This is a genomic window from Aquiflexum balticum DSM 16537 (genome assembly GCF_900176595.1).
Lineage (GTDB): Bacteria > Bacteroidota > Bacteroidia > Cytophagales > Cyclobacteriaceae > Aquiflexum > Aquiflexum balticum.
In genome coordinates this window covers 5235157-5258366 of record NZ_LT838813.1, presented here as the reverse complement: position 1 = coordinate 5258366, position 23210 = coordinate 5235157, and the positions used below count along the sequence as shown (strand labels likewise).

Genomic DNA, 23210 nt, shown 5'->3' with positions numbered 1-23210 from the left:
AATTTTAATTCATATTTTTCGGGTTGCTGTGGGTAGGAATGACTGCGGACCGGGCCGGCCTTGGCCTTGCGCGTTGATAGGATTCCGCAGTCTTGACTTTTTTGGTTACTTTTTTTGTCAAGAAAAAAAGTAACTATATAAATGGCATTTCGATATTTTAAAGGTTGAGAAAACAATATTTGGTAACCAGTATGATTCCGAATACTCAGAAAATCAAATTAAAAAAACAGACCCTCAGTCATAGATTGGCGAAGGCTGGCCTTATCTTTATGCCATGAGCAAATTAGCATCCCTGATCCGGCAGACAGAAATCATCAAACTGGCCAAAAGAAAATCCTTTGACTGGGAAACCTTGGACCAGCATTTGGCACGTAAGGAAGAGGAACTTGGGCATCAACTCTGCATCTCCAAAAGAACCTTTAACCGGGACCTGTCCGAAATTGCTTCCCTGTTTGGAATCGCCATTTCCTTTGACTTCAAAACTGCCCTGTACAGCATTGTTCCGGAAGACAGCAGTGAGGAAAACACCCAATTGCTGGAAGCATTTGATATGCTTCAGGTCTTTGGACAAAAAGGGAAAGTGCCTTCCTACCTGCTTTTTGAGGAGCGAAAAGCCAAAGGAACGGAACACCTTACTTCCATTTTGGCAGCCATACAAAAACAAAAACTGGTAAACATCCAATACGAAAAATACTGGATGTGGGAACTGGAAGACAGGACCTTAAAACCGCTTGCACTGAAAGAATTCAAACAGCGCTGGTACCTGCTTTCATTGGATGAAAACAACAAATTCAAAGTATTTGGATTGGACCGGATCCGGAATCTGGAGATCCTTCAAGAGGGCTATCAGGTCAGCCAGCACATGGACTTTGAGCAGTATTTCAAGAATGTCTTTGGCATCATCAATAGCCCCGGCAATCCTGTGGAAGAGGTGATCCTTACTTTTACCGAATTCAAAGGACGCTATATCAAATCCCTGCCCCTTCATGCCAGTCAGGAAATACTGGTGGACGATGGCAGCATGCTTACCATCCGCCTCCAAGTCAAAATCGAATACGAACTCATTGCCGAAATCCTCTCTCATGGGGATGAAGTCCGGGTCGAGGAACCGGAAAGATTAAGGGATCTGGTCAGGAAGAAGGCGGGGAATGTGGTCAAAGGTATTCTTGTGACATAGAGAAAATTATCTCTCATTCGACAGGCGCTAATTTTTCCCTCAAATCCCCAAAAGTAAAAAATACCCTGTTTACGGTATTTTTTGTTGGTTAAGAAATTGTTAGGTTTAAAAAACCTAATTTATTCAGGGTGAATTTATGCTTTCAAGACTGGAGATAGAAAACCAAAGCTCAATAATTTCAGGAGTTGAAGTAGGTTAGATTATAAACGAAACAGTTATTTGAAAAAAGTGCGAATGCGGCTATCTTACCAAAATAAAGAGGTATGAGCTATTAATTGCGTTTATGTTACCACCAATGCTAAAAAGACAGAAAACACAGCAAGACAATGACTAAAAATGGAATCGACATACAGACTATATCGAACAAGCGGACAGACTTTCAAACTGACCGTATTTTGCTATTTGAACAGGTGACAGAAAGAAAAGAAAAAGCCGAACCTTCGCATTTTTTAAAATTTCTTTTAGCCAGCCGCATCCAAAAAGCTTTCGGGAGTACATTTAGTTTTGCCTCGACACACAAAGCCAACGCTTCGCAAAACCAAAAGAGCCGTTTTTTTGCCATCGCACACAAAGCGAGCAAATCCGAACTTTATATAATAAAATGTAAGAATTGATGTATGGCTAAAACAGTAAACGAAGCATTTAATAAATTCCTTGCCGACACGGTTAACCTTGACCCTGATAGAACTAAAAAAGCTCGTGGGAGCCGTGACTGGTTAGTTGGACAAATTGAAAGATTTCCTGATAGTGACTCAAAATTTCCTAACATCTATTCAGAAAGAAATATTTTTTATGGCTCTTTTTCAAGGCGGACAAAAAAGCGGCCACTTGACGACATTGATATTATGATTTGTATGAAAGCAGACGGTTGCACATACAACGAACTGGTTGACAAAATCGAAATAACTGCTCCGGATGCCGCTACCCGCTTTAAAGACTATGTGAACGAAGGCACAAGCATTCTTAATTCCAGAAAGGTTATTAACGCCTTTATTGCAAAACTTGTAGGAATACCGCAATATAAAAAAGCGGAGATAAAAAGAAATTTAGAAGCTGCAACACTTAATCTTGAATCTTATGATTGGGTCTTTGACATTGTACCTTGCTTTTTTACAAAAGAAGATGCTTACAATCGAACTTACTACATAATTCCTGACGGTAGCGGAAATTGGAAGAAAACCGACCCGAGAGTTGATAGCGAAAGAATTACAAAAATTAATCAGGCACACGAAGGAAATATTCTGAACGTAATTCGTGCAATTAAATATTGGAACAGCAGAGCAACAATGCCGACAATGGGTTCTTACCTGCTCGAAAATATGATACTTGATTATTATGCCGAACAAACAACTGCTGCATCTCAGTATGTGGATATGGAAATAGAAAAGGTTCTGTTAGCAATTCATAGAAGGGTTTCTAACCCTGTATATGATCCGAAAGGCATTCAAGGAAACATAAACAATCTTAGCTTAGAAGACAGTAGGAAGATAATGGACAGAGCCTACCAAGATTACGTAAAAGCTTTTGACGCAAGAAAATTGGAAGCTCAAAACAACCATAAAGATGCTATTTGCAAATGGATAGAAATTTTTGGAGACAAATTCCCAAAGTATGAGTGAAATTGGTAAACATATAATTCAGGAGCAGGACTCTGAGCCAAGTATCAAATACTTGGCTGCACAGAAGCAGCTTTATATAAATGGTAAGACAACATTTGCTTTTCAGGTATTAATTGCTGTGCCTATTCCAATTCTAATTTCAATTGTAACGCCACTTTTAGGAAAGGAAGAACAAAGGATAGTTTGGATTTTTGTGCTTTATAGCATCATTGCCACGTTTCTTGAATTTTTCTGTGAAGACAGAGCAATGAAATTAAAAAAGCTCGCTGCTTCTATTCAGGAAAAGTTTGACACTTCGGTTTTATTGATTGACTGGAATAAAACCCTTATTAGTTCAAAGCCAGATGATGGCATCATTTTGCGATTTTACAATAAGTACATAAAAAAGAACAAGCTGGATAAACTTTACGGTTGGTATTCAAATGAAGTATTACCTGTCAATACAAATATTGCAACTCTACTTTGCCAACGGACTAATTGCAGTTACGATTTTACATTGAGACAACGCTACACAAACACTATTCTATTATTGGCTGCTGCTACATTTTTAATTCTATTGATTATTGCTGGACAAAATGGATTGACAGTTCCAAATTTTATCTCAACTGTTTTATTTCCATCACTTCCAGTATTTGTGTTGGCATACAAACAAATCAGCACAAATAAAGAGGCAATCGAAAATTTGAAAGAGCTGAAAGACTTAATTGAAGGCAGATTAGAAACGGTTCGTATCAATGACCAAGTTGAACCACATTTGATTCGGCAAATTCAAGATAAAATTTATCTTAAACGCATTAATAGTCCGCTATTGCCTGAATGGGCTTACAATTTTTTAAAGCAAAATCTGGAAGATGAAATGCATTTTTCAGTGAAGGAGAAAGTAAAAGAACTAACAAAATAAAAGACAAAACTTAAATGGCAATTAAAAAATCTGAATTATACAGTTCCCTGTGGGCAAGTTGTGACGAGTTGAGGGGTGGGATGGACCCAAGCCAATACAAAGACTATATTCTTGTATTGTTGTTTGTGAAGTATGTGAGTGACAAATATGCCAATGACCCGGATGCGATAATTGAAATACCCGAGGGTGGGAGTTTCAAGGATATGCAGGCACTCAAAGGCAACAAGGATATTGGTAACCAAATCAACATCATCATCGGTGAACTGGCAAAGGCCAACGACCTGAAAGGCGTGATAGATGTGGCCGATTTTGCAGACGATGATAAATTGGGCAAGGGCAAAGAAATGGTGGACAAACTTACCAACCTGATTGCCATTTTTGAAAATCCTGCGCTTGACTTTTCTAAAAACCGTGCAGGTGGTGACGACATTCTCGGTGATGCCTTTGAGTACCTGATGAAAAACTTTGCCACCGAAAGCGGCAAAAGCAAAGGACAATTCTATACCCCAAGTGAGGTAAGCCGGGTAATGGCAAAAGTGCTGAGCATTCACGATGCCACCAACAAAACCACCTTTTATGACCCGACATGCGGCTCCGGATCTTTGCTCTTGAAAGCATTGGACGAAGCAGATGGCAAAGGCACTATTTACGGACAAGAGAAAGATGTGGCCACTGCTGCACTTGCCCGAATGAATATGATATTGCACGGTCAGGAGGCCATAGAAATACACAGAGGACAAAGCACGCTTTCCGATCCGTTTTTTAAAGACAGCAATGGCTATCTGAAAACTTTTGATTTTGTGGTAGCGAACCCGCCGTTCTCATCCAAGAATTGGGCAACAGGCTTTAATCCGCAGGACGACCTTTACGGGCGTTTTGAAAAAGACGAAAATGAGAGTGCGAAAACAGGCAAAGCATCTTATAAGACTCCACCTGATAAAAACGGTGATTATGCTTTTCTTTTACACATTCTCAAATCCCTGAAAAGCACAGGCAAAGGCGCATGTATTTTGCCTCACGGAGTATTGTTCAGAGGCAATGCAGAAGCCGAAATCCGCAAGAGTTTGATTGAGCGTGGTTATATTAAAGGCATTATTGGTTTGCCTGCCAACTTGTTTTACGGTACAGGAATCCCGGCCTGCATTATCGTCTTGGATAAAGAAGATACAATGGTACAGTCAGGGCAGACTCCACGACCTATTTTCATGGTGGATGCAAGCAAGGGCTTTATCAAAGACGGCAACAAAAACCGCCTGCGTGAACAGGACATTCACAAGATTGTGGACGTTTTCAACAAACAGATTGAATTGCCCAAGTTTAGCAGACTGGTGAGTGTGCAAGAAATCAGTGACCCGAAAAATGACTTCAACCTGAATATTCCCCGCTACATTGACAGCCAAGAAGCAGAAGACATCCAAGATATTGAAGCTCACTTACTAGGCGATATTCCCAATGCTGATATTGAAGCATTAGAAAGCTATTGGAAAGTGTATCCTTCCCTGAAAAATCATTTGTTTAAACCTGGTCGGAAAGGCTATCTGCAATTGAACATTGACCATGCTGAACTCAAAAATGAAATTTTTTCCCATACCGAGTTTGTGGCTTTTAGCAAAGAAATGGATGATTTGTTTGCTGATTGGAAAACACGAAACACCCAATTGTTAAAATCACTTTCCATAGGTATCAAGCCCAAACAAACCATTTTCAGGATTTCGGAAGATGTATTGAGTACTTACACGGGCAAAGCCCTGATGGACAAATACGATGTGTATCAGCATTTGATGAATTACTGGAATGAGGTCATGCAGGACGATTGCTATCTGATAGCAGTAGATGGCTGGAAAGCCGAACTCAGCATCATCAAACAAACCAAATCCGCTACCGTGTGGGATTGCGATCTGGTGCCAAAAACCCTGGTGATAGACCGCTACTTCCAAGCTGAGAAAAAGGCAATTGAAAAACTGGAATCTGATAAAGAAGCTATTGCAACCCAACTGACTGAACTTGAAGAAGAGCATGCTTCCGAAGATGGCTATTTTGCTGACCTCGATAAGGTGAACAAAGCCAATGTACAAAAGCGCCTGAAAGAACTTTTGGCAAATAAGCCAAAATCCAAAAAACCTACTTATCTGATCGCAGCAGAACCGGAAGCTGCCTATGGTGAACAGGCAATACTCGAACAGTATTTGGAACTTATAGAGAACCAAGCTGAAATCAATAAAAAAATAAAAGAGGCCATTATCGACTTGGATATTAAGGTTATAGAACGCTACAAAACACTTACCGAAACTGAGATCAAGCAACTCGTGGTGGATGATAAATGGATGGCAAGCATAGAACGCAGCGTGAAAACCGAAATGGAACGCATCAGCCAACGCCTAACCCAACGCATCAAAGACCTAGCTGAACGCTACCAAGCACCGCTACCAAAGCAAACCAATGAGGTGAAGCTATTGGAGGAAAAAGTAAATAAACACTTGGAAATGATGGGTTTTAAGATGGGAACTGTATAAATTGAATTGGAACCGCTCTCAGTTGTCAAGGATTACTTGACAGTTGAATTTAAAGGTTTTTATGAATAAACCACAATAATGCATTTTTGAATTTAATGAAAAATGAAATAGTCCTTTATCAATCAGGTGATATTGCAGAGCACATTGAGGTAAGACTTGATGACCAAACGGTTTGGCTCCATAGAAATCAGATTGCTACACTGTTTGGCAGAGATGTGAAAACCATAGGGAAGCATATAAATAACGTTTTTGCTGAAGGCGAACTTGATAAAATTTCAACTGTCGCAAAATTTGCGACAGTTCAACTGGAAGGAGAAAGAAAAATTGAAAGACAGATTGAATACTATAATCTTGATGTCATCATCTCTGTTGGCTATCGGGTAAAATCCAAACAAGGCACGCAATTCCGTATTTGGGCTACCAATGTGCTTAGAGATTTTTTATTAAAAGGCTATGCCTTGAACCAAAGGATGGACAGAATAGAAAACAATTACGACAGCCTGAGCAAGGAGGTTAAACAAATATCTCTGCAACTCAAAACACAAGAACTTCCTAACCAAGGCATTTTCTTTGAAGGACAAATTTTTGATGCTTATGTATTTGTGGCGGATATCATTAAAAAAGCCAAAACCGATATTATACTGATTGATAACTATGTGGATGAAACGGTCCTGACCCTTTTGGCAAAACGCCCGAAAAATACAAACGCAACCATCTACACAAAAACCATTTCTAAACAACTCCGATTAGACTTAGCCAAGCACAACAGCCAATACCCGTCCATCGCTCTAAAAACCTTTGCCGATAGCCACGACCGTTTTCTGATTATTGACCAACAAGAACTCTACCATTTGGGAGCATCACTCAAAGACCTGGGCAAAAAATGGTTTGCCTTCTCAAAAATGGATTCACTCACTGCCGATGTTTTGGCGAAATTGAAAAATGTAAAATGAAAGTAACAGAGGAATACAAACAAACTGAAGTGGGCTTAATTCCAAGTGATTGGAAGGTGACTAAATTATTTGAGGTTATTGAAGCCAACAGAAGCATTCGTTATGGAATTGTTCAGCCTGGAAAATTTGAGCCAAATGGCTGCTTGATGTTAAGAAGTCAAGATTATTCCAAAGGTTGGAGTAATTCTAATGAAATGCATCGAGTGAATGCCGAATTAGAAAATCAATACAAAAATGCCAGATTAAATAAAGATGATTTAATAATGACGGTTGTTGGGGCTGGAATTGGACAAGTTGTTATTGCTCCCGATTGGTTAGATAAAGCAATCGTTTCTAGAAGTACAGCGAGAATTGCAGTTGATAAAACAAAGGCTGCTAAAGAATATATTCTATGTTGTTTAACTAGCCCTCTTGGTGTAAGACAAATTTTAGATGCTCAAAAAGAAGGAGCCCAACCTGTAATTAGCTGTCTTGATTTAGCAAAATTTAATATTCCATACCCTAGTCTAAAAGAACAAACCGCCATAGCCACCGCCCTATCTGATGCCGATGCCTTGATAAGCAATTTAGAAAAACTCATTGCCAAAAAACGCAACATCAAGCAAGGTGCAATGCAAAAACTGCTGCTGCCGAAGGAAGGTTGGACTAATTTACCAATTAGCTCATTAGCAAATATTTCAACAGGAGCGAAAAATACTCAGGATAGAATTGAAGATGGCATGTATCCCTTTTTTGTTCGTTCACAAAACATTGAAAGAATCAATTCATTTTCTTATCAGGGCGAAGCCATTTTAATAGCAGGGGATGGAGTAGGAACCGGTAAAGTAATGCATTATTACAATGGGAAGTTCGATTTTCATCAAAGGGTTTATAAACTAAGTGATTTCAATAGTTGTATAATTGGTTTATATTTTTTCCTGTATTTTAAAAATAATTTTTATGAAAGGATGATGCAAATGACAGCAAAATCTTCTGTTGATTCTATTAGGCGAGATATGATTTCAAATATGATAATTCCATTTCCTTCAAGAGAAGAACAAACCCGCATCGCCACAATTCTTTCCGATATGGATGCCGAAATCAATGCATTAGAAATCAAATTGGAGAAATACAAAAAGGTAAAATTAGGGATGATGCAGAATTTATTAACGGGGAGGATAAGGTTGGTATGAGAGAAGTAATTAATAAAAACTCCAATTGCACGCTAAAAAGAATTAGCGAACTACATGGAATGACCTTTTTTGTAGAGGCTTACCAAAGAGGCTACAAATGGGATGTGCAGCAAGTGCTGGATTTGCTATTTGATATTGATGAATTTGAAGTGATTGGGTCTCGATTTTATTGTTTGCAGCCAGTGGTTGTAAAAAAGATAGAGGAAACTGATTCACGCATAATAGATAAAAATATTGCAAATAAAGACATTGTATATGAGCTAATTGATGGTCAGCAACGCTTGACCAATATCTTCATTATTCTTTCGTTGTTGGCAAAAGATCAACTACCTTTTCAACTCATTTACAAAACAAGACCTGAAAGCGAATCATTTTTAAACAACATTGCTAATATTCAGCCTGTTGCGTTCGATTTGCTGCCCGACAATATAAAAGAAACCAATCGACAGGTAAATGAAATTTGGAAGTTGTACATAACACATAATCCAGAAAATGACAATGTAGATAATTACCATTTTTTCAAAACTAGTATGCTGGTTTATCAATGGTCGCAGAGGAAAGACATTGTGACTTTTATTGATAAACTTTTGCAGCACGTTAAAGTGATATGGTACAACATTCAAAATCAATCTGAAGTTGAAAAGGTACCAGTTCAAACAAAAAATGCGGAGCAAATATTCATCAACTTCAATCAGGGTAAAATACAGTTAGAACAGGCAGAATTGATAAAAGCTTTGTTTGTAATAAAATTTAAAGAAATAGTTAATCTTGAAATCAGAAGCATTCACATTAATCAGTTTGCAGAGGAGTGGAACAATATTGAAGCACAATTGCAAGACGACCGTTTCTGGTATTTTGTGAGTAACGATATATCCGATAAAAAACGATACAATCGGATTGATTTGTTTTTCGATATCCTTTCAAATAAATCAGTAAAAACAGAAGATTATCTTTTTGCTTACCATTTCTATTTAAAATCCAACAAGAGCATTGACCAATCAATAGATAATTGGAAAAAATTAAAAGACCTATTTGAACTTTTAAAGGAGTGGTATGATGACAGATTACTTTATCATTTGATTGGTATAATTATTTACTTGGAAATTAAAACTATTCCAGATTTAATTTCGATTTACAAAGACAAGAAGACAATAAAAAATAAAATTGACTTTGAGCATCAATTAAAGTCTATTCTTGCCATTTATAAACTAGAATTTGAAATAGCTAAGTTGGATTACAAAAGTCCAAAAGAGACAAAAATCATCTTACATCTTTTTAATATAGCTACTTATTTTATTAGCGATTTCAATTACCGCTTTCCTTTTGACAAGCTCAAAACTCAAGTATGGTCATTGGAACATATCCACGCACAAAAAGCTGACAAATTTACTGATAAACAAGAGTTTATAGATTGGCTTGAAGATGTTCAACCTTTACTAGAAGATATTGTCGATAATGCTAAACTGCAAGAATCTAAAAATCTTTTAGAAGAATTGAAGAACAAGGAGCTTAGAGAAATTAAAGATAAGCTGTTAGCTTTTCACAATACTTTAATCAACATCCTAAACAAAGATAACATAGATAATCTTTGTTTACTCGACAAGAATACCAATTCGTCTCTAGGCAATAATACTTTTATAAGAAAACGTGAGATGATATTAGAGATTGACAATAAAGGAGAAATTGAAATCGAAGGGGAAAAACATAAGGTATTCATTCCCATTGCTACAAAGAATGTGTTTTTAAAATACTACACAGCAGATACCCGGCATATTCAGTTTACCTATTGGGGCAAAAAAGACCGTGAAGATTATATATCGGCTATTGAAGAACAATTAGAAAATTTTTTGAGCAATGCATAATATGGAAAGTCAACATTTAACAAATGATAATGTGCTAACCTTTATGGATATAATTAGCCATCATAAAATTGAAATTCCTGTTATTCAGAGAGATTATGCTCAAGGGCGAAAAAGCAGCAGAATTAATCCTATCAGAAAAAAATTTATTAAAGATTTAATAGATGCTTTGAAGGACTTTTCAAAATCTATTCATCTTGATTTTGTATATGGAAGGGTTGGGGGTAAAAATCAGAAACTTGTTTTTGCCAAAAACAAAGAGGCCATTGAAAATATTTTACTGGCAGTTAAAGGATATGCAGACCAATGCAATATTGATTTCGACCCGAAAATCAAAGTACCCGACACAATTAATGACTCGATCAATAGCAATTTTATACCTTTAGATGGGCAGCAAAGACTTACCACACTTTACCTTTTGCATTGGTACATCTTGAAAAGAATTGAGGTTGATGATAAAGAAGTTACGTTAAGTCAACTTAAAGGATTTAGTTACAAGACCAGAAACTCCACCAAAGAGTTTTGCACCTTTTTAATAACCACGGGCACTTTTTTGAATTTTGAGAAAGATAAGTCAATTACAAAATCCATAGAAGAGAGCCCTTTATTTTACAGCATTTGGAAGAAAGACCCATCAGTTCAAGGAATGCTTACTACTTTAGAAGAAATACACGATTTACTAAAATCGGTAGATGATAATTCATTAATTATTTACTGGACGAACTTAACAAAGAATAGAAATATAACCTTTGACTTTTTGGATTTAGACGACTACGAACAAACTGATGAGCTGTATGTGAAAATGAATGCACGAGGAAAACAACTGACAGACTTTGAGCATTTTAAATCCTGGCTACACGAATACACTAAATCAAATGGAATCAAAATATCAGAAAGCAAGTGGTCTGATAAAATTGACACAAAATGGTTGGATTTGTTCTGGAAAAACAAACCTGAGAACACTTTTGAAGTAGATGCTTTAATTTACAATTTTATAAAAAGCATAAACCTTTATGAATACATTACAAGAACTCCAAAAGAACCTAAAAATAAAGAACAACAATCTGGAATAGTTATCAATAAAGAGCTAATTGAAAAAATCAGAGAAAGCAACGAGGATAAAGGCTTTATTTCAGTTGCAGAATTTGAAGATTCCAAATTTTTTAGTTCGGAAAGTTTGGACTTTACTTTTTCTTGCCTGACCAAGTTATATGATATTGATTTAGGTCAATTACATGATAATTTGAAAAACATTACACTTTTTCCATTTTTGGGAAATGCCAATAAAGAGGCAAAATTACCCTTCATTTTTTTATCAGACAATTTTAACCCATCGTTACCTGACAGAGTTTTTTACTATGCTTTCTTAATATTTATTTCTGATAATTCTATTGATTTGTCTGAAATTGAAACTACTGAGCAATTAAAACAATGGATGCGGATTTGCAGAAATATTATCTACAATACCTACATACAAAATCCTGACAACTTCATAGATGCTGTAAAGGCAATTAACGAGCTATCAGTTCATAAATGTGAAATTGAGAAAGCTATTAGCACAGAAAACTTTAGTATTAAGTTCTTTGATAGCCAGTTAAAAGAAGAAATCAAAAAAATAGAATATTTCGACAAGTCCGATAAATGGAAGATGAAGATTATAGAAATAGAGAATCACACTTACTTCTATGGTCAAATTGATTTCATCTTCAATCTTTTAGATAATCAAAATGACTATCTTCAATTTGAGTTTTATTGCGATAAGCTGTCTAAAATATTTAATCAGCTTGAAGCAAATAATTTTCTTTTTCACCGATTGTTACTTTCAAAAGGGATTTATTTAGTTAATTCTAATAGTAAATATTCATTTTGTGAATCCAACGCTGGTAGCCTTCGTGTACGGCAAGACAATTGGAGGAAAGTTTTTAATGATGAAACAAAATTAAAATATCTAAAAGCGGTTTTGGACGAAACAACATCTTTGGATATTTCTGATAGCTCATTGGTAAATTATTCAAAACAAACATGGGAATCGTTTTTTATTGATAAAAAATACATTCAGAATATTTCCTATTTACAAAATCGCCTGATTGATTGGCAGAATGTATGGGATATTAAACTTTTGGAAAAGTTAACTCTAATTGGGAAGCACGGGGACTTATATTCTTATTCGCTTTATCTTGATTTGAAAATAGAAAAATCCCACATCAAATATATTTCAGTGAATGGACGGAGAAGTGAATCCAATAAGCCTAAGATTGAAATTGAGTTGAATAATGAAACCGTAATTTTATTTTATGAACCCAATTTCAATAGTGAAAATTGCGCCTTTGTAATTGAATTTGGTTCAACTAAGTTTGATGATAATTCCGAATTTATAAAGATGGATAAAATGATGGTTTATTCAATGAATAAATCTAGAGTGGCGGAGGAGTATGGGAAAGCATTGATTGCCATTTCCAAATTATTGAAATCAATTTTAGAATGAGTAAAGTAGGACAGATAGAACGTGCCACCCAAAACCGACTTGTAAAACTCTTTCAGGAAGTTTTAAAATATCGGTATTTGGGGAATTTTGAGCATGAAGAAGAAAACAGCAATGTGGATGAAGCGTTGTTGACAGCCTTCTTAACCAAGCAAGGGCACAGCCTATCGCTTATCAACAAAGTTCTTTTTGAGTTTAAAAAAACCGTTACCATCAACACCAGCGATGACCTGTACCAAGCCAACAAAAATGTCTATGCAGCTTTACGCTATGGCATCAATGTAAAGGAAGAAGCGGGACAAAATAAACAGACTGTCTACCTGATAGATTGGAATAACCCGAAGGAAAATGACTTTGCCATTGCAGAAGAAGTAACCATAAGGGGACAACACAGTACTAGTGGTGAGCTGGGTCGAACCAAGAGACCCGATATTGTAATTTACCTCAATGGAATAGCCATTGGAGTATTGGAACTGAAACGAAGCACAGTTTCAGTTTCCGAAGGCATCCGCCAAAACAACGACAACCAAAAACACCTGTTTATCAAACCTTTTTACACCACTATCCAATTGGTAATGGCAGGGCAAGATGTGGAAGGTTTAAGGTATGCAGCCATTGATACTTCTGAAAAGTATTATTTGAAATGGAAAGAAGTAAGTGAAGAATTTAACCGGCATGATACCCACCTGTTAGAACTTACCAAACCCATCAGAGAGCAATCTGACTTAGCAGATAATCTGCTCGACAAGCATGTGATTGAAATGTTGGGAAAAGAACGGTTGCTCGAAATTCTCCATGACTTTGTGGTGTATGACCGTGGTCAAAAGAAGTTTTGCAGACCCAATCAATATTTTGGAATAAAAGCCGCACAAGAGCATATCCGCCAAAAGGAAGGGGGAATCATTTGGCATACACAGGGAAGCGGTAAAAGTCTGACCATGGTGTGGCTTACCAAATGGATTAGAGAATACAATCCAAATGCAAGGGTGCTTATCATCACTGACCGCGATGAGTTGGACAAACAAATTGAAAAGGTCTTTAAAGGCGTTGGAGAAGATATTTTTAGATGTATCCCAAAAGATGGCAAAAGTGGAGGAGCAGTACTCATCGAAAAACTGAACGACACCAAACCTTGGCTGTTGTGTTCACTCATTCACAAGTTTGGCAACAAAGACGAAGGTGCTGATAAAACAAAAGACTATGACAGCTATTTGGAAGAATTAAAGAATAGCCTGCCCAAAGATTTTAAGCCTAAGGGGGATTTTTATGTGTTCGTAGATGAATGTCACAGGTCACAAAGCGGAGATTTGAATAAGGCAATGCGAGAAATTTTAGGTGAAAAAGCTCTGTTTATAGGCTTTACAGGGACTCCCATCATGCAAGCCGATAAGAAACAAAGCATTACAATTTTTGGGAAATACATCCATACCTACAAATTCGATGAAGCGGTCAAGGATGGAGTTGTATTGGATTTACGATATGAAGCCAGAGACATCGAGCAAAAAATAACTTCTTTGGACAAAATAGACCTTTGGTTTGAAAGTAAAACAAAAGGACTGACCGATTTTGCCAAAATAGAACTCAAACAGAAATGGGGCACGATGAAAAAGGTGTTCAGTTCTGTTGGTCGTTTGCAGAAGATTGTTGCCGACATCTTGTTGGATATGGAAACCCGCGAACGTCTGCAAAACGGTAGGGGAAACGCCATTTTGGTCTCGGATAGTATTTTAAATGCCTGCCGTTTTTATCAGTTGTTTCAGGATGCAGGGTTTACCCGTTGTGCTATTGTGACATCCTTTGCCCCATCGCACAGCGACATCAAGGGAGAAGGGGAGGGATATACTGAAAAATTGATGCAGTATGGTATTTATCAAAAAATGCTCAACGGCAAAACCACAGAAGACTTTGAAGATGAAGTCAAGAAGCGCTTTATTGACGAGCCTGCACAAATGAAGTTGCTGATAGTGGTGGACAAACTGCTAACTGGCTTTGATGCACCAAGTGCCACCTTTCTTTACATTGATAAGAGTATGCGTGACCACGGTTTATTTCAGGCCATTTGCCGGGTGAACAGATTGGATGGGGAAGATAAAGATTACGGTTACATCATTGATTACAAGGATTTGTTCGGAAGTTTGGAAAGTGCTTATAAAGATTTTACCTCTAAGGCTTTTGAGGATTACGACAAAAACGATGTGGAGGGATTGTTAGGCGACCGTTTGACTAAAGGCAAAGAACGCTTAGACGATGCTTTGGAAACCATCAAAGCGCTATGCGAACCGGTAGTTCCTCCTAAAGGCACACAGCAATACATTGCCTATTTCTGTGGTAATCCACAATTGAAAGATGATTTGAAAGACACCGAACCAAAAAGGGTTGCATTATACAAAGCTGTGATTTCGCTTATCCGTGCTTATGCCAACATTGCGGATCAAATGGAAGACGCAGGTTACAAACCAACGGAAATTGAAGCCATAAAAAATGACTTGAAGCATTTTGAAAGTGTCCGAAAGGAAATCCAATTAGCAAGTGGCGATTGGGTAGATTTAAAACAATACGAGCCTGCGATGCGACATTTGATTGACAGTTACATTGCAGCTGAAGAAAGCAAAAAAGTATCTGCTTTTGATGATTTTAGTTTGGTTGAGTTACTGGTAAAGGAGGGTAAGGGTGCTTTGGACAAATTGCCTGACGGCATCAAAAAGAACAAAGAAGCAATGGCGGAAACCATTGAAAACAACCTTCGAAAAGTAATTATTGAAGAAAGCCCAACCAATCCTATTTACTATGAAAAAATGAGTGTGTTGCTTGACGAACTCATTAAGCTAAGAAATGAGGAAGCCGGGGAATATGAAAAATATCTGGAAGAAATACTGAAGCTTGCTGTCAAAATTAAAGAACCCGGAACAAGCCCTGAATATCCCTCAACTATTAACACCCAAGGCAAGCGTGCTTTGTATGACAATTTAGATAGGGACGAACCTTTGACCATTGCAATGGACAGTGCAGTAATCTATGGCAAATACGATGATTGGGAAGGCACATTATCAAAGGAAAAACATTTGAAGAATAAAGTGGTAAAGCCTGTTCTGAAAAATTACAATAAGCTTGAAAAATTAGACCCAATTTTTGAAGTCATAAAGCAGCAAAAGGAATACAAATAGGCAATGGAGGAAGTTAAAATTCTACAAATCACTTCTCAGCTTTCTATTGATGTAGTTCGCAAAGACATAAAAAATATGCACTTGGCAGTTTATCCGCCTACGGGCAGGGTTCGCATTGCGGCACCATTGAGAATTGATGATGAAGCCGTTAGACTTTTCGCCATTTCAAAAATCAGTTGGATAAGAAAGCACCAAAGAAATTTTGAAGCCCAAGACCGTCAGCCACCAAGACAATATAAAGAACGTGAAAGCCACTACTTTCTTGGAAAACGATACTTATTGAGAATAATTGAAAAAGAAGCGCCACCCAAAGTGGTTTTTAAGACCAAAACATTTATTGACCTTTACGTCAGACCAAACAGCACCACCGAACAGCGACAAATTATCATAAATGAGTGGTATCGGTCAGAATTGAAAAAACTCATTCAACCCATCATCGACAAATGGGAAAAGAAAATGGGCGTTACTGTTGACGGCTGGCAAGTAAAACAAATGAAAACCAAATGGGGAACTTGCAACATTGAGAAAAAAAGAATTTGGATAAACTTAGAATTAGCTAAGAAACCTGCTCATTGCCTAGAATATATTGTTGTTCACGAAATGATACACTTATTAGAAAGACATCACAATGACCGTTTCTTAAGCTTAATGGAGAAGTATATGCCACAATGGAAGTTTTACAAAGAAGAATTAAACCGTTTGCCAGTAAGCCATGGTGAGTGGACATACTAAGAAATACCCCGCCCAAAACGGTATCCCGTCTATTAATCCAAGCACGACTGATAAACCTTTATATTCCGATCCAGCTTGACCACCTGTTCCGATGATGTTGACCACCCCTTTTAGTGCCAATTGCATCTTCAAAGGATAAAATTCCGATGAGCTTTACCACTGCTTAAGGAAATTTCAATATATTTAAATATGTCAAAAGATAAAATGAATATTTCAGATGAAGAATTGGATAGGGATTTAAGGAATCTCTATCTTGATTCTGATAAAGATTCTCATATCCCGTTTGTAGATGATGAGTATTTCCATAAAATTTATGGAAAAGAAAATTATGAAAAAATGAAAGCAAAAAGGGCTGAAGAAGTTAAAAAAGAAAAAGAACGTTTAGGTTTAATCTGATGAAAACCCAATTCCTGACCCTCGTTTCCTTCCTCTTCTGCTTGACCCTTTCAGCCCAGGCCTACCAGAAATACCCGACCCAAAACGGTATCCCGTCTATTAATCGAAGTACGACCATCAAACCCGGCACTTCCCCCAATCCCTGAATGTGTACCAAAACAAGAACGGGATTCCGGAAATCCTACCTTCCCAAACCATCAAGGTGCAGCCCAATGGTACCAAGGAAGTATATGGGACACAATATAGCATCCCGGATATGATACCCCCCCAGGTTATCAAACCCAGCTACCATGGAGGATATGAAGTGTATGATACCCAAAATGGCCTGGCTTCCATCACAAATTCCAGGACCATCAAGGAATAACAAAGACAAATAGTTAGGTATGTTGTCAATTTTAATAGGATTAGTCACATAGTATTCAAATTATATTGACAGTTAGACTCTTGAATTGTCTATATTTAAAGCAGAACAAATGAAAATATCCATCCGCTTTTTTAATGACCAAGAGGTTCGGGCTATTTGGGATGATGAACATTCCCAATGGAGATTTAGTGTGTTGGATATTGTTGGGGTTCTGAATGAAGAACCGAATTATACCAAAACCCGCAACTATTGGAAATACCTAAAAGCCAAGCTGAAGAAAGAAAACAGTCAGTTGGTTAGTACTACTACCCAACTCAAATTAACAGCTGCTGACGGTAAAAAATACAGAACAGATACCCTGAATAGCAGCGGGGTCATTGAATTGGCCAAACAATTTCCCAATAACAAGGCAATGTCATTTTTGGATTGGTTCCTTTACAGCGATACGAGCATTGACGGGCAAAGCAAAAAGAAAGCCTATACTCTTTTTGAAAATAATTTAATTAACGAATTTGAAATCGGTACCACCAAAGGGCTATTACAAATACACGCCTATCTATTTGGTGGTTTGTATGATTTTGCCGGTCAGATTAGAGAAAAGAGCATTTCAAAGGGAGGCTATCAATTTGTTTATGCCCAAAACTTAAAGAGCAAATTGAAAGAGATAGATGTCCTGCCACAAACCACACTGGAAGAGATCATTTTAAAGTATGCCGAAATGAACAAGGCACATCCCTTTATGGAAGGAAACGGCAGAAGTACAAGAGTATGGCTGGATTTGATGCTTAAAAAATATCTGAAAAAATGTGTGGACTGGAGTAAAATAAGAAAAGAGGATTATATGAACGCAATGATTATCAGTACAGTTGACAGCAGCATATTAAAGCAACTGATAGAAACCGCACTGACAACGAAAATTCATGACAGGGAAATGTTTATGAAAGGTATCGACTATTCCTACTACTATGAAGAATGATCAAAGAAACTCTTCGCTATACTGATCTTTTGAAGCTGCCCATAACGGCTTTTTTGTGCAGCTGAAAAGTACCTGCTTCCGCAATATTAATATGGAGGCTTTGAAGTGTTTGACACCCAAAACGGCCTACCTTCCATCACCCCTTCCAAGACCATCAAGGAAAATCCATACGGTGGATTGGATATCTATGAAATCAAAAACGGCATTCCCGGAATTGTTCCTTTGCCTTACTTCCGATAGCTACCTTGATGGTATGGATAGAAGGATGTAATTGCAAATTCATATCTTTAAACTGAACCAAAAAACAGAATAAAGGTGTAGCCTGATTTGCAAATTAAGTACAGCAATGCTGATACTGCGGTGTAGGGATCACACCTTTATTTTTTCCTCTTCGAATCTGAATAGTACCCAGGCATGAAGAACTCCTTCAATGCTCCATAACGATGAGTTAAGAACAAGAGGGGATACTGTTTTTATAAACCTTCTATCCTATGTTAAAATATTCTGTCGGACTGGATGTTTCTAGTAAATCTATCAATGGCTGCTTATCTTCCATAGATAAAGGTCAAAAAGTAACGGTGAAATCCACCCAGACTTTCCCAAATTCAAAAACCGGTTTTAAATCGATGGATTCTTGGATCAAAAAAAACCGAAAGGATGAAAACGTCCCTTTGGTAATCTGTATGGAAGCTACGGGGAATTACCATGAAACCTGTGCTTTGTACCTGTTTGAAAAGGGCTATTCTGTATCTGTGGTTTTGCCTACCAAGGCGAAAAACTATCTTCGCTCACTTGGAAATAAATCTAAAAACGACACGATCGATGCCCGGGGATTGGCTCAGATGGGAGCCGAGCAATGCCTGTCTCCCTGGTCGCCGTTTGGCAGGTTTTTCTATGAACTCCGTTCCCTGACCAGGCATCACCAGAGCCTGCAGGAACAAAAGACAGCTTCAAGAAATCAGCTCCATGCCATTAAAAACGGCATGTATTCTTCCAAGGCAGTTGAAAAGCAGTTGGAAAACATGATCAAACTGATCGATAAACAGCTAGAACAGCTTGAATCCACAATCAAAAACCACCTCCAATCCAAGGCAGAAGTATGGGGCAAGGTCGGGAATATCTGTTCGATCAAAGGAGTGGGTATCCTTACAGCGGCAATAGTTTTGGCCGAAACCAACGGCTTTGAACTTTTTGAAAACAACAAACAGCTGGTAAGCTATTGCGGATATGATGTCGTCGAAAACCAATCCGGAAAAACCAACGGAAAAACCAGGATCTCAAAAAAAGGAAACTCAAGGATAAGGCGCGCGATGTTCATGCCGGCATTCCAGACAATAACCTATCAGGTCAAACCTTTCTACAACTTATTCAACCGCACTTTCGAAAAGCATGGCTTGAAAATGAAAAGCTATGTGGCTGTCCAAAAGAAAATCCTAACTACCATCTATGCATTATGGAAAAACAATATGCCGTTTATTGAGGATTATCAACCCGAAATATCCAAAGAACAGGAGCTGGAGCTTCCCTCTCCGGTCAGCTTTGAAAAAGCTGAAAAAAATAGTGCCGATCAAGTCGGCACTACACAAGGTAAACATCCAAGTGAACGATCACTGTATGCTTCCTCTCCGGTATCGTAAAGGTAAAAAAAATTAAAATAATCTTGATTTTAAAGATAGTACCTACACCCAGTGGGGGCAGAAAGGTTTTTGCAGAACGTAGCGGAAAATGAGCAGATCAGTGAAAAGGAAGTGGCTGAAAATTTCTTCAAAAACGTGCGCACCAGCTCCTTAATTCATCGCTTTACCAGTACCGAAGAGATTGCCAATACCATTGCCTACCTTTGCAGTCCATTGGCATCTGCGACCAATGGAGCGGCCACCAAACTGGAAGGCGGATCAGTTGCGGGGATATTGTGATGATCTGTTCGTGGATCCGCCCTGTTCAGGTTACGTTAACAAACGAAAAATATGAACAGGATCAATGCCCATTTTTATCCCAAAATAACAATTAAAACTATATTTTTGAATTAGTAATCATTCACTAATTGGTTTTTATTCTTTTATGAATGATTTATCATACATTTAATTTTTTATCTATTTCCTTAATTATAAAGCTATTTGATCCATGATAAACAGAACATTAATTTGCCTCGCTGCATTACTATACTTTGGCTTTGGTACCACCTTCGCTCAGGAAATCCCCGACACTGAGTTTACCCCGCTTTTCAACGGGAAAAACCTGGATGGGTGGGTAGGGAATAAATCAGCATATCGAGTTGAAAACGGGACGATTACGATCGACCCAAAAGGTGGTGGCGGTGGGAATCTTTTCACAGAAAAAGAGTATAGCAATTTTATATTACGGTTTGAGTTTCTCTTGACGCCAGGTGCCAACAATGGTCTTGGCATTCATGCGCCTTTGGAAGGGGATGCCGCTTATGTAGGCAAAGAGCTCCAGATTTTGGACAATGAAGCGGAGAAATATGCCAATCTTGAGGACTACCAATTCCACGGTTCAGTCTATGGCGTCTTGCCTGCCAAGCGTGGCTATTTGAAAGCCCCAGGGGAATGGAATCAGCAGGAGGTCATTGTCGAGCATCCGAAGATCAAGGTGATTCTCAATGGGACTGTCATTCTGGAAGGGGATTACCTGGAAGCAAGCAAAAACGGAACAATGGATCAAAAGAACCATCCAGGACTTCAGCGCAGCAGTGGGCATATTGGTTTTTTGGGACATGGGGATGTCCTCCAGTTCCGCAATATCCGAATCAAAGAATTACCCCTGACAAACAAAAATCCCGGCTTTAAAACCGGGATTTAATTAAATTTCCTCTTTTCCTTCCTCTAAATCAGAAGGTTTCGATTTATCATGTGCTTTGTAGGGAATAAAACCTTCTCTTTTGAATTTGTAAGGTTCTGTTCTCTGATTGACTGCATGGTTTGCTAAATCAAGCATACCGAATCCTTTGTGCGTGAAAGCACCCAGACCACATTTGAACACGAAGTCCTGAACTTCTGGAGCAGCATAAAGTGTAAAAGGAAGGGTGTATCCTCTTACTTCATACTTGACATCCATGTCATAAACGGAGTAGATTCTGGCAAATTTCTTTTGCTGCTCTCTCAACTTATTTACATAATTCATATCCGGTACCACTTGGAACTTGTAGAAAGATTCCATTTGTTCCTGTGAATACCAGCCTGATCTTTCCATTCTGGTCAGTGTAGATTCATACAACAGATCAGAAAATTCATCTGTATCCGGATTGATAAATCTTTTACCTGACTCATCATTGAAGGCAGGGGTCAACAGTACCAATGGGGAAATACAAACAAATTTGTTTGATGTCTCCAAGGTAGGTTCTGTTTCCTGTTCGGTGTACTCGGGTGATAGGATTAGATTTCCCAACTCAATTTTCGGAGTTTCAAATACCTGTTCCAGCAAATAATCCATAAACTCTTCATTGGGTGATGAAAGTACTAGAGTAACTAGGCTGGAGTAGTAGTGAAGTCCACTTCTACTAATTTTGGTCTGACCTTTCAGACCAGAGAAATTGAAGTAATTGTAGTTGAAAAACTCTTCCTTACCACCTTTCACAATCAAACCTTTCAGGAATTGAGCCAGAATGTACTGATGATGAAAAGGCAAATAAGCTCCTTTGTTTTTTAACGAAAATATTAATCTAATTCTCACGGTTTTTTAAAAATGAAAATGAAACAATTATTTAACTATTTTTTAATAAGGTTATGCAAATACTTTGGTTTCTTTCAAAAGTACAAATTATTTTTCAATTCTTTTGTCAAACATTGAATCTAAAATGCATGATGTCACCATCTTGAACTACATATTCCTTCCCTTCAATGGCGATTTTGCCGTTATCTCTACACGTAGCTTCCGATTTATAGGTTTCATAATCAGAAAGTTTTATTACTTCAGCTTTGATAAATCCCCTTTCAAAGTCAGTATGAATCACTCCGGCAGCCTGTGGAGCCTTCCATCCTTTTTTAATGGTCCAAGCCCGCACTTCCTGAACGCCGGCAGTGAAATAAGTGATCAGATCCAATAATTTATAAGCAGCTGAAATTAATTTATTCAATCCGCTTTCATCTAATCCATATTCGGAAAGAAACAATTCTTTTTCTTCAGGTTCATCCAATTCCGCGATTTGAGATTCGATTGCCGCACAGAGTACTATTACATCGGCATTCTCTTCCTTCACATTTTCTTTGAGTTGTTCGACAAATTTGTTGCCGTCAATGATACTGTTCTCATCTACATTGGCTACATACAGGACAGGTTTGATAGTCAATAAATGCAGGTCTCTGACTGCTTCAAGATCCTCTTTTTCGATTTCCAAAGCGCGGGCATTTTTGCCCTCCTGAAGTCCTTTCTTGAACTGGTTAAGGACCTCCAACTCTTTTTTTGCTTTGGCGTCTCCTGACTTGGCTATTTTTTCTATCCGTGCAATCTTTTTCTCGACGGATTCCAGATCCTTCAGCTGAAGTTCTGTATCAATGACTTCTTTATCAAAAATCGGGTCAACTCCGCCTGCCACGTGAACGATATTTTCATCCTCAAAACACCTGATCACATGTATGATGGCATCCACTTCCCGGATGTTTGCCAAAAACTTATTTCCCAGGCCTTCACCTTTGCTTGCCCCTTTAACCAGACCGGCAATATCCACAAATTCTATTACTGTGGGCACCACTCTATTGGGTTTGACCAGCACTTCCAAAATATTGAGTCTCTTGTCCGGGACTGTCACCACTCCGACATTGGGTTCAATTGTACAGAAAGGAAAGTTTGCCGCCTCGGCCCGGGCACTTGAAATTGCATTGAATAAAGTAGATTTTCCAACGTTGGGGAGTCCAACGATACCACATTGTAAAGCCATTAATAATT

Annotated in this window: 20 protein-coding genes; 18 read left to right on the top strand and 2 right to left on the bottom strand. The window is 38.0% G+C overall.

Annotation, left to right across the window (positions count from 1 at the left end; genetic code table 11):
• Nucleotides 1-274: 274 nt before the first annotated feature.
• The 18 genes from B9A52_RS22230 (at nucleotide 275) to B9A52_RS22150 (ending at nucleotide 21128) form a co-directional block, all read left to right on the top strand.
• Nucleotides 275-1177 carry a helix-turn-helix transcriptional regulator gene (locus B9A52_RS22230; protein ID WP_084122800.1) on the top strand — a complete coding sequence of 301 codons (903 nt, stop codon included), beginning with the start codon at nucleotides 275-277 and terminating at the stop codon, nucleotides 1175-1177.
• Nucleotides 1178-1503: 326 nt separating this feature from the next.
• Complete coding sequence (locus B9A52_RS22225) at nucleotides 1504-1791, top strand: hypothetical protein (protein ID WP_084122799.1); 288 nt, start codon at nucleotides 1504-1506, stop codon at nucleotides 1789-1791.
• 3 nt (nucleotides 1792-1794) lie between these two features.
• On the top strand, nucleotides 1795-2796 hold the full coding sequence (locus B9A52_RS22220; RefSeq protein WP_084122798.1) for a nucleotidyltransferase: 1002 nt from the start codon (nucleotides 1795-1797) through the stop codon (nucleotides 2794-2796).
• A complete protein-coding gene (locus B9A52_RS22215; RefSeq protein ID WP_084122797.1) occupies nucleotides 2789-3697 on the top strand; it encodes an S-4TM family putative pore-forming effector in 909 nt (302 codons plus the stop codon). The genes B9A52_RS22220 and B9A52_RS22215 overlap by 8 nt, the downstream gene beginning before the upstream one ends.
• A gap of 14 nt (nucleotides 3698-3711) precedes the next feature.
• Nucleotides 3712-6210: an HsdM family class I SAM-dependent methyltransferase gene (locus tag B9A52_RS22210; protein ID WP_084122796.1), complete on the top strand. Its 2499-nt coding sequence runs from the start codon at nucleotides 3712-3714 to the stop codon at nucleotides 6208-6210.
• 95 nt (nucleotides 6211-6305) lie between these two features.
• Nucleotides 6306-7163 (top strand): RhuM family protein, encoded by an 858-nt coding sequence (rhuM, locus tag B9A52_RS22205; protein ID WP_084122795.1) that lies wholly within the window; start codon nucleotides 6306-6308, stop codon nucleotides 7161-7163.
• A complete protein-coding gene (locus B9A52_RS22200; RefSeq protein WP_172805264.1) occupies nucleotides 7160-8335 on the top strand; it encodes a restriction endonuclease subunit S in 1176 nt (391 codons plus the stop codon). Before rhuM ends, B9A52_RS22200 begins: the two co-directional genes overlap by 4 nt.
• Nucleotides 8332-10197, top strand: coding sequence for a DUF262 domain-containing protein (locus B9A52_RS22195; RefSeq protein ID WP_084122793.1), 1866 nt, complete (start codon nucleotides 8332-8334; stop codon nucleotides 10195-10197). Before B9A52_RS22200 ends, B9A52_RS22195 begins: the two co-directional genes overlap by 4 nt.
• 1 nt (nucleotide 10198) lies before the next feature.
• Nucleotides 10199-12679 (top strand): DUF262 domain-containing protein, encoded by a 2481-nt coding sequence (locus tag B9A52_RS22190; protein ID WP_172805263.1) that lies wholly within the window; start codon nucleotides 10199-10201, stop codon nucleotides 12677-12679.
• On the top strand, nucleotides 12676-15840 hold the full coding sequence (locus B9A52_RS22185) for a type I restriction endonuclease subunit R (protein ID WP_084122791.1): 3165 nt from the start codon (nucleotides 12676-12678) through the stop codon (nucleotides 15838-15840). Before B9A52_RS22190 ends, B9A52_RS22185 begins: the two co-directional genes overlap by 4 nt.
• Before the next feature lie 3 nt (nucleotides 15841-15843).
• A complete protein-coding gene (locus B9A52_RS22180) occupies nucleotides 15844-16572 on the top strand; it encodes a M48 family metallopeptidase (RefSeq protein WP_084122790.1) in 729 nt (242 codons plus the stop codon).
• Between the two features lie 189 nt (nucleotides 16573-16761).
• Nucleotides 16762-16968 (top strand): hypothetical protein, encoded by a 207-nt coding sequence (locus tag B9A52_RS22175; RefSeq protein ID WP_084122789.1) that lies wholly within the window; start codon nucleotides 16762-16764, stop codon nucleotides 16966-16968.
• 148 nt (nucleotides 16969-17116) lie between these two features.
• Nucleotides 17117-17332, top strand: a complete 216-nt coding sequence (locus B9A52_RS22170) for a hypothetical protein (RefSeq protein ID WP_084122788.1) — start codon at nucleotides 17117-17119, stop codon at nucleotides 17330-17332.
• Between the two features lie 109 nt (nucleotides 17333-17441).
• Nucleotides 17442-18308 carry a protein adenylyltransferase Fic gene (gene fic / locus B9A52_RS22165; protein ID WP_157370260.1) on the top strand — a complete coding sequence of 289 codons (867 nt, stop codon included), beginning with the start codon at nucleotides 17442-17444 and terminating at the stop codon, nucleotides 18306-18308.
• Between the two features lie 105 nt (nucleotides 18309-18413).
• Nucleotides 18414-18548, top strand: a complete 135-nt coding sequence (locus B9A52_RS26415) for a hypothetical protein (RefSeq protein ID WP_262483136.1) — start codon at nucleotides 18414-18416, stop codon at nucleotides 18546-18548.
• 251 nt (nucleotides 18549-18799) lie between these two features.
• Nucleotides 18800-19945, top strand: a complete 1146-nt coding sequence (locus tag B9A52_RS22160; protein ID WP_113926323.1) for an IS110 family RNA-guided transposase — start codon at nucleotides 18800-18802, stop codon at nucleotides 19943-19945.
• 69 nt (nucleotides 19946-20014) lie between these two features.
• The gene (locus B9A52_RS22155) at nucleotides 20015-20224 is read left to right on the top strand and encodes an SDR family oxidoreductase (protein WP_197687255.1); all 210 of its coding nucleotides are present in this window, start codon (nucleotides 20015-20017) and stop codon (nucleotides 20222-20224) included.
• Between the two features lie 208 nt (nucleotides 20225-20432).
• Complete coding sequence (locus B9A52_RS22150) at nucleotides 20433-21128, top strand: 3-keto-disaccharide hydrolase (RefSeq protein ID WP_084122785.1); 696 nt, start codon at nucleotides 20433-20435, stop codon at nucleotides 21126-21128.
• Here the strand turns inward: B9A52_RS22150 and cas6 are convergent, their stop codons facing one another.
• Together cas6 and ychF are read right to left on the bottom strand one after the other, a co-directional pair.
• Nucleotides 21129-21998, bottom strand: coding sequence for a CRISPR-associated endoribonuclease Cas6 (gene cas6 / locus B9A52_RS22145; RefSeq protein ID WP_084122784.1), 870 nt, complete (start codon nucleotides 21996-21998; stop codon nucleotides 21129-21131).
• A gap of 106 nt (nucleotides 21999-22104) precedes the next feature.
• Entirely contained in the window at nucleotides 22105-23202 is a 1098-nt protein-coding gene (gene ychF / locus B9A52_RS22140; protein WP_084122783.1) for a redox-regulated ATPase YchF, read from the bottom strand.
• Nucleotides 23203-23210 lie beyond the last annotated feature (8 nt).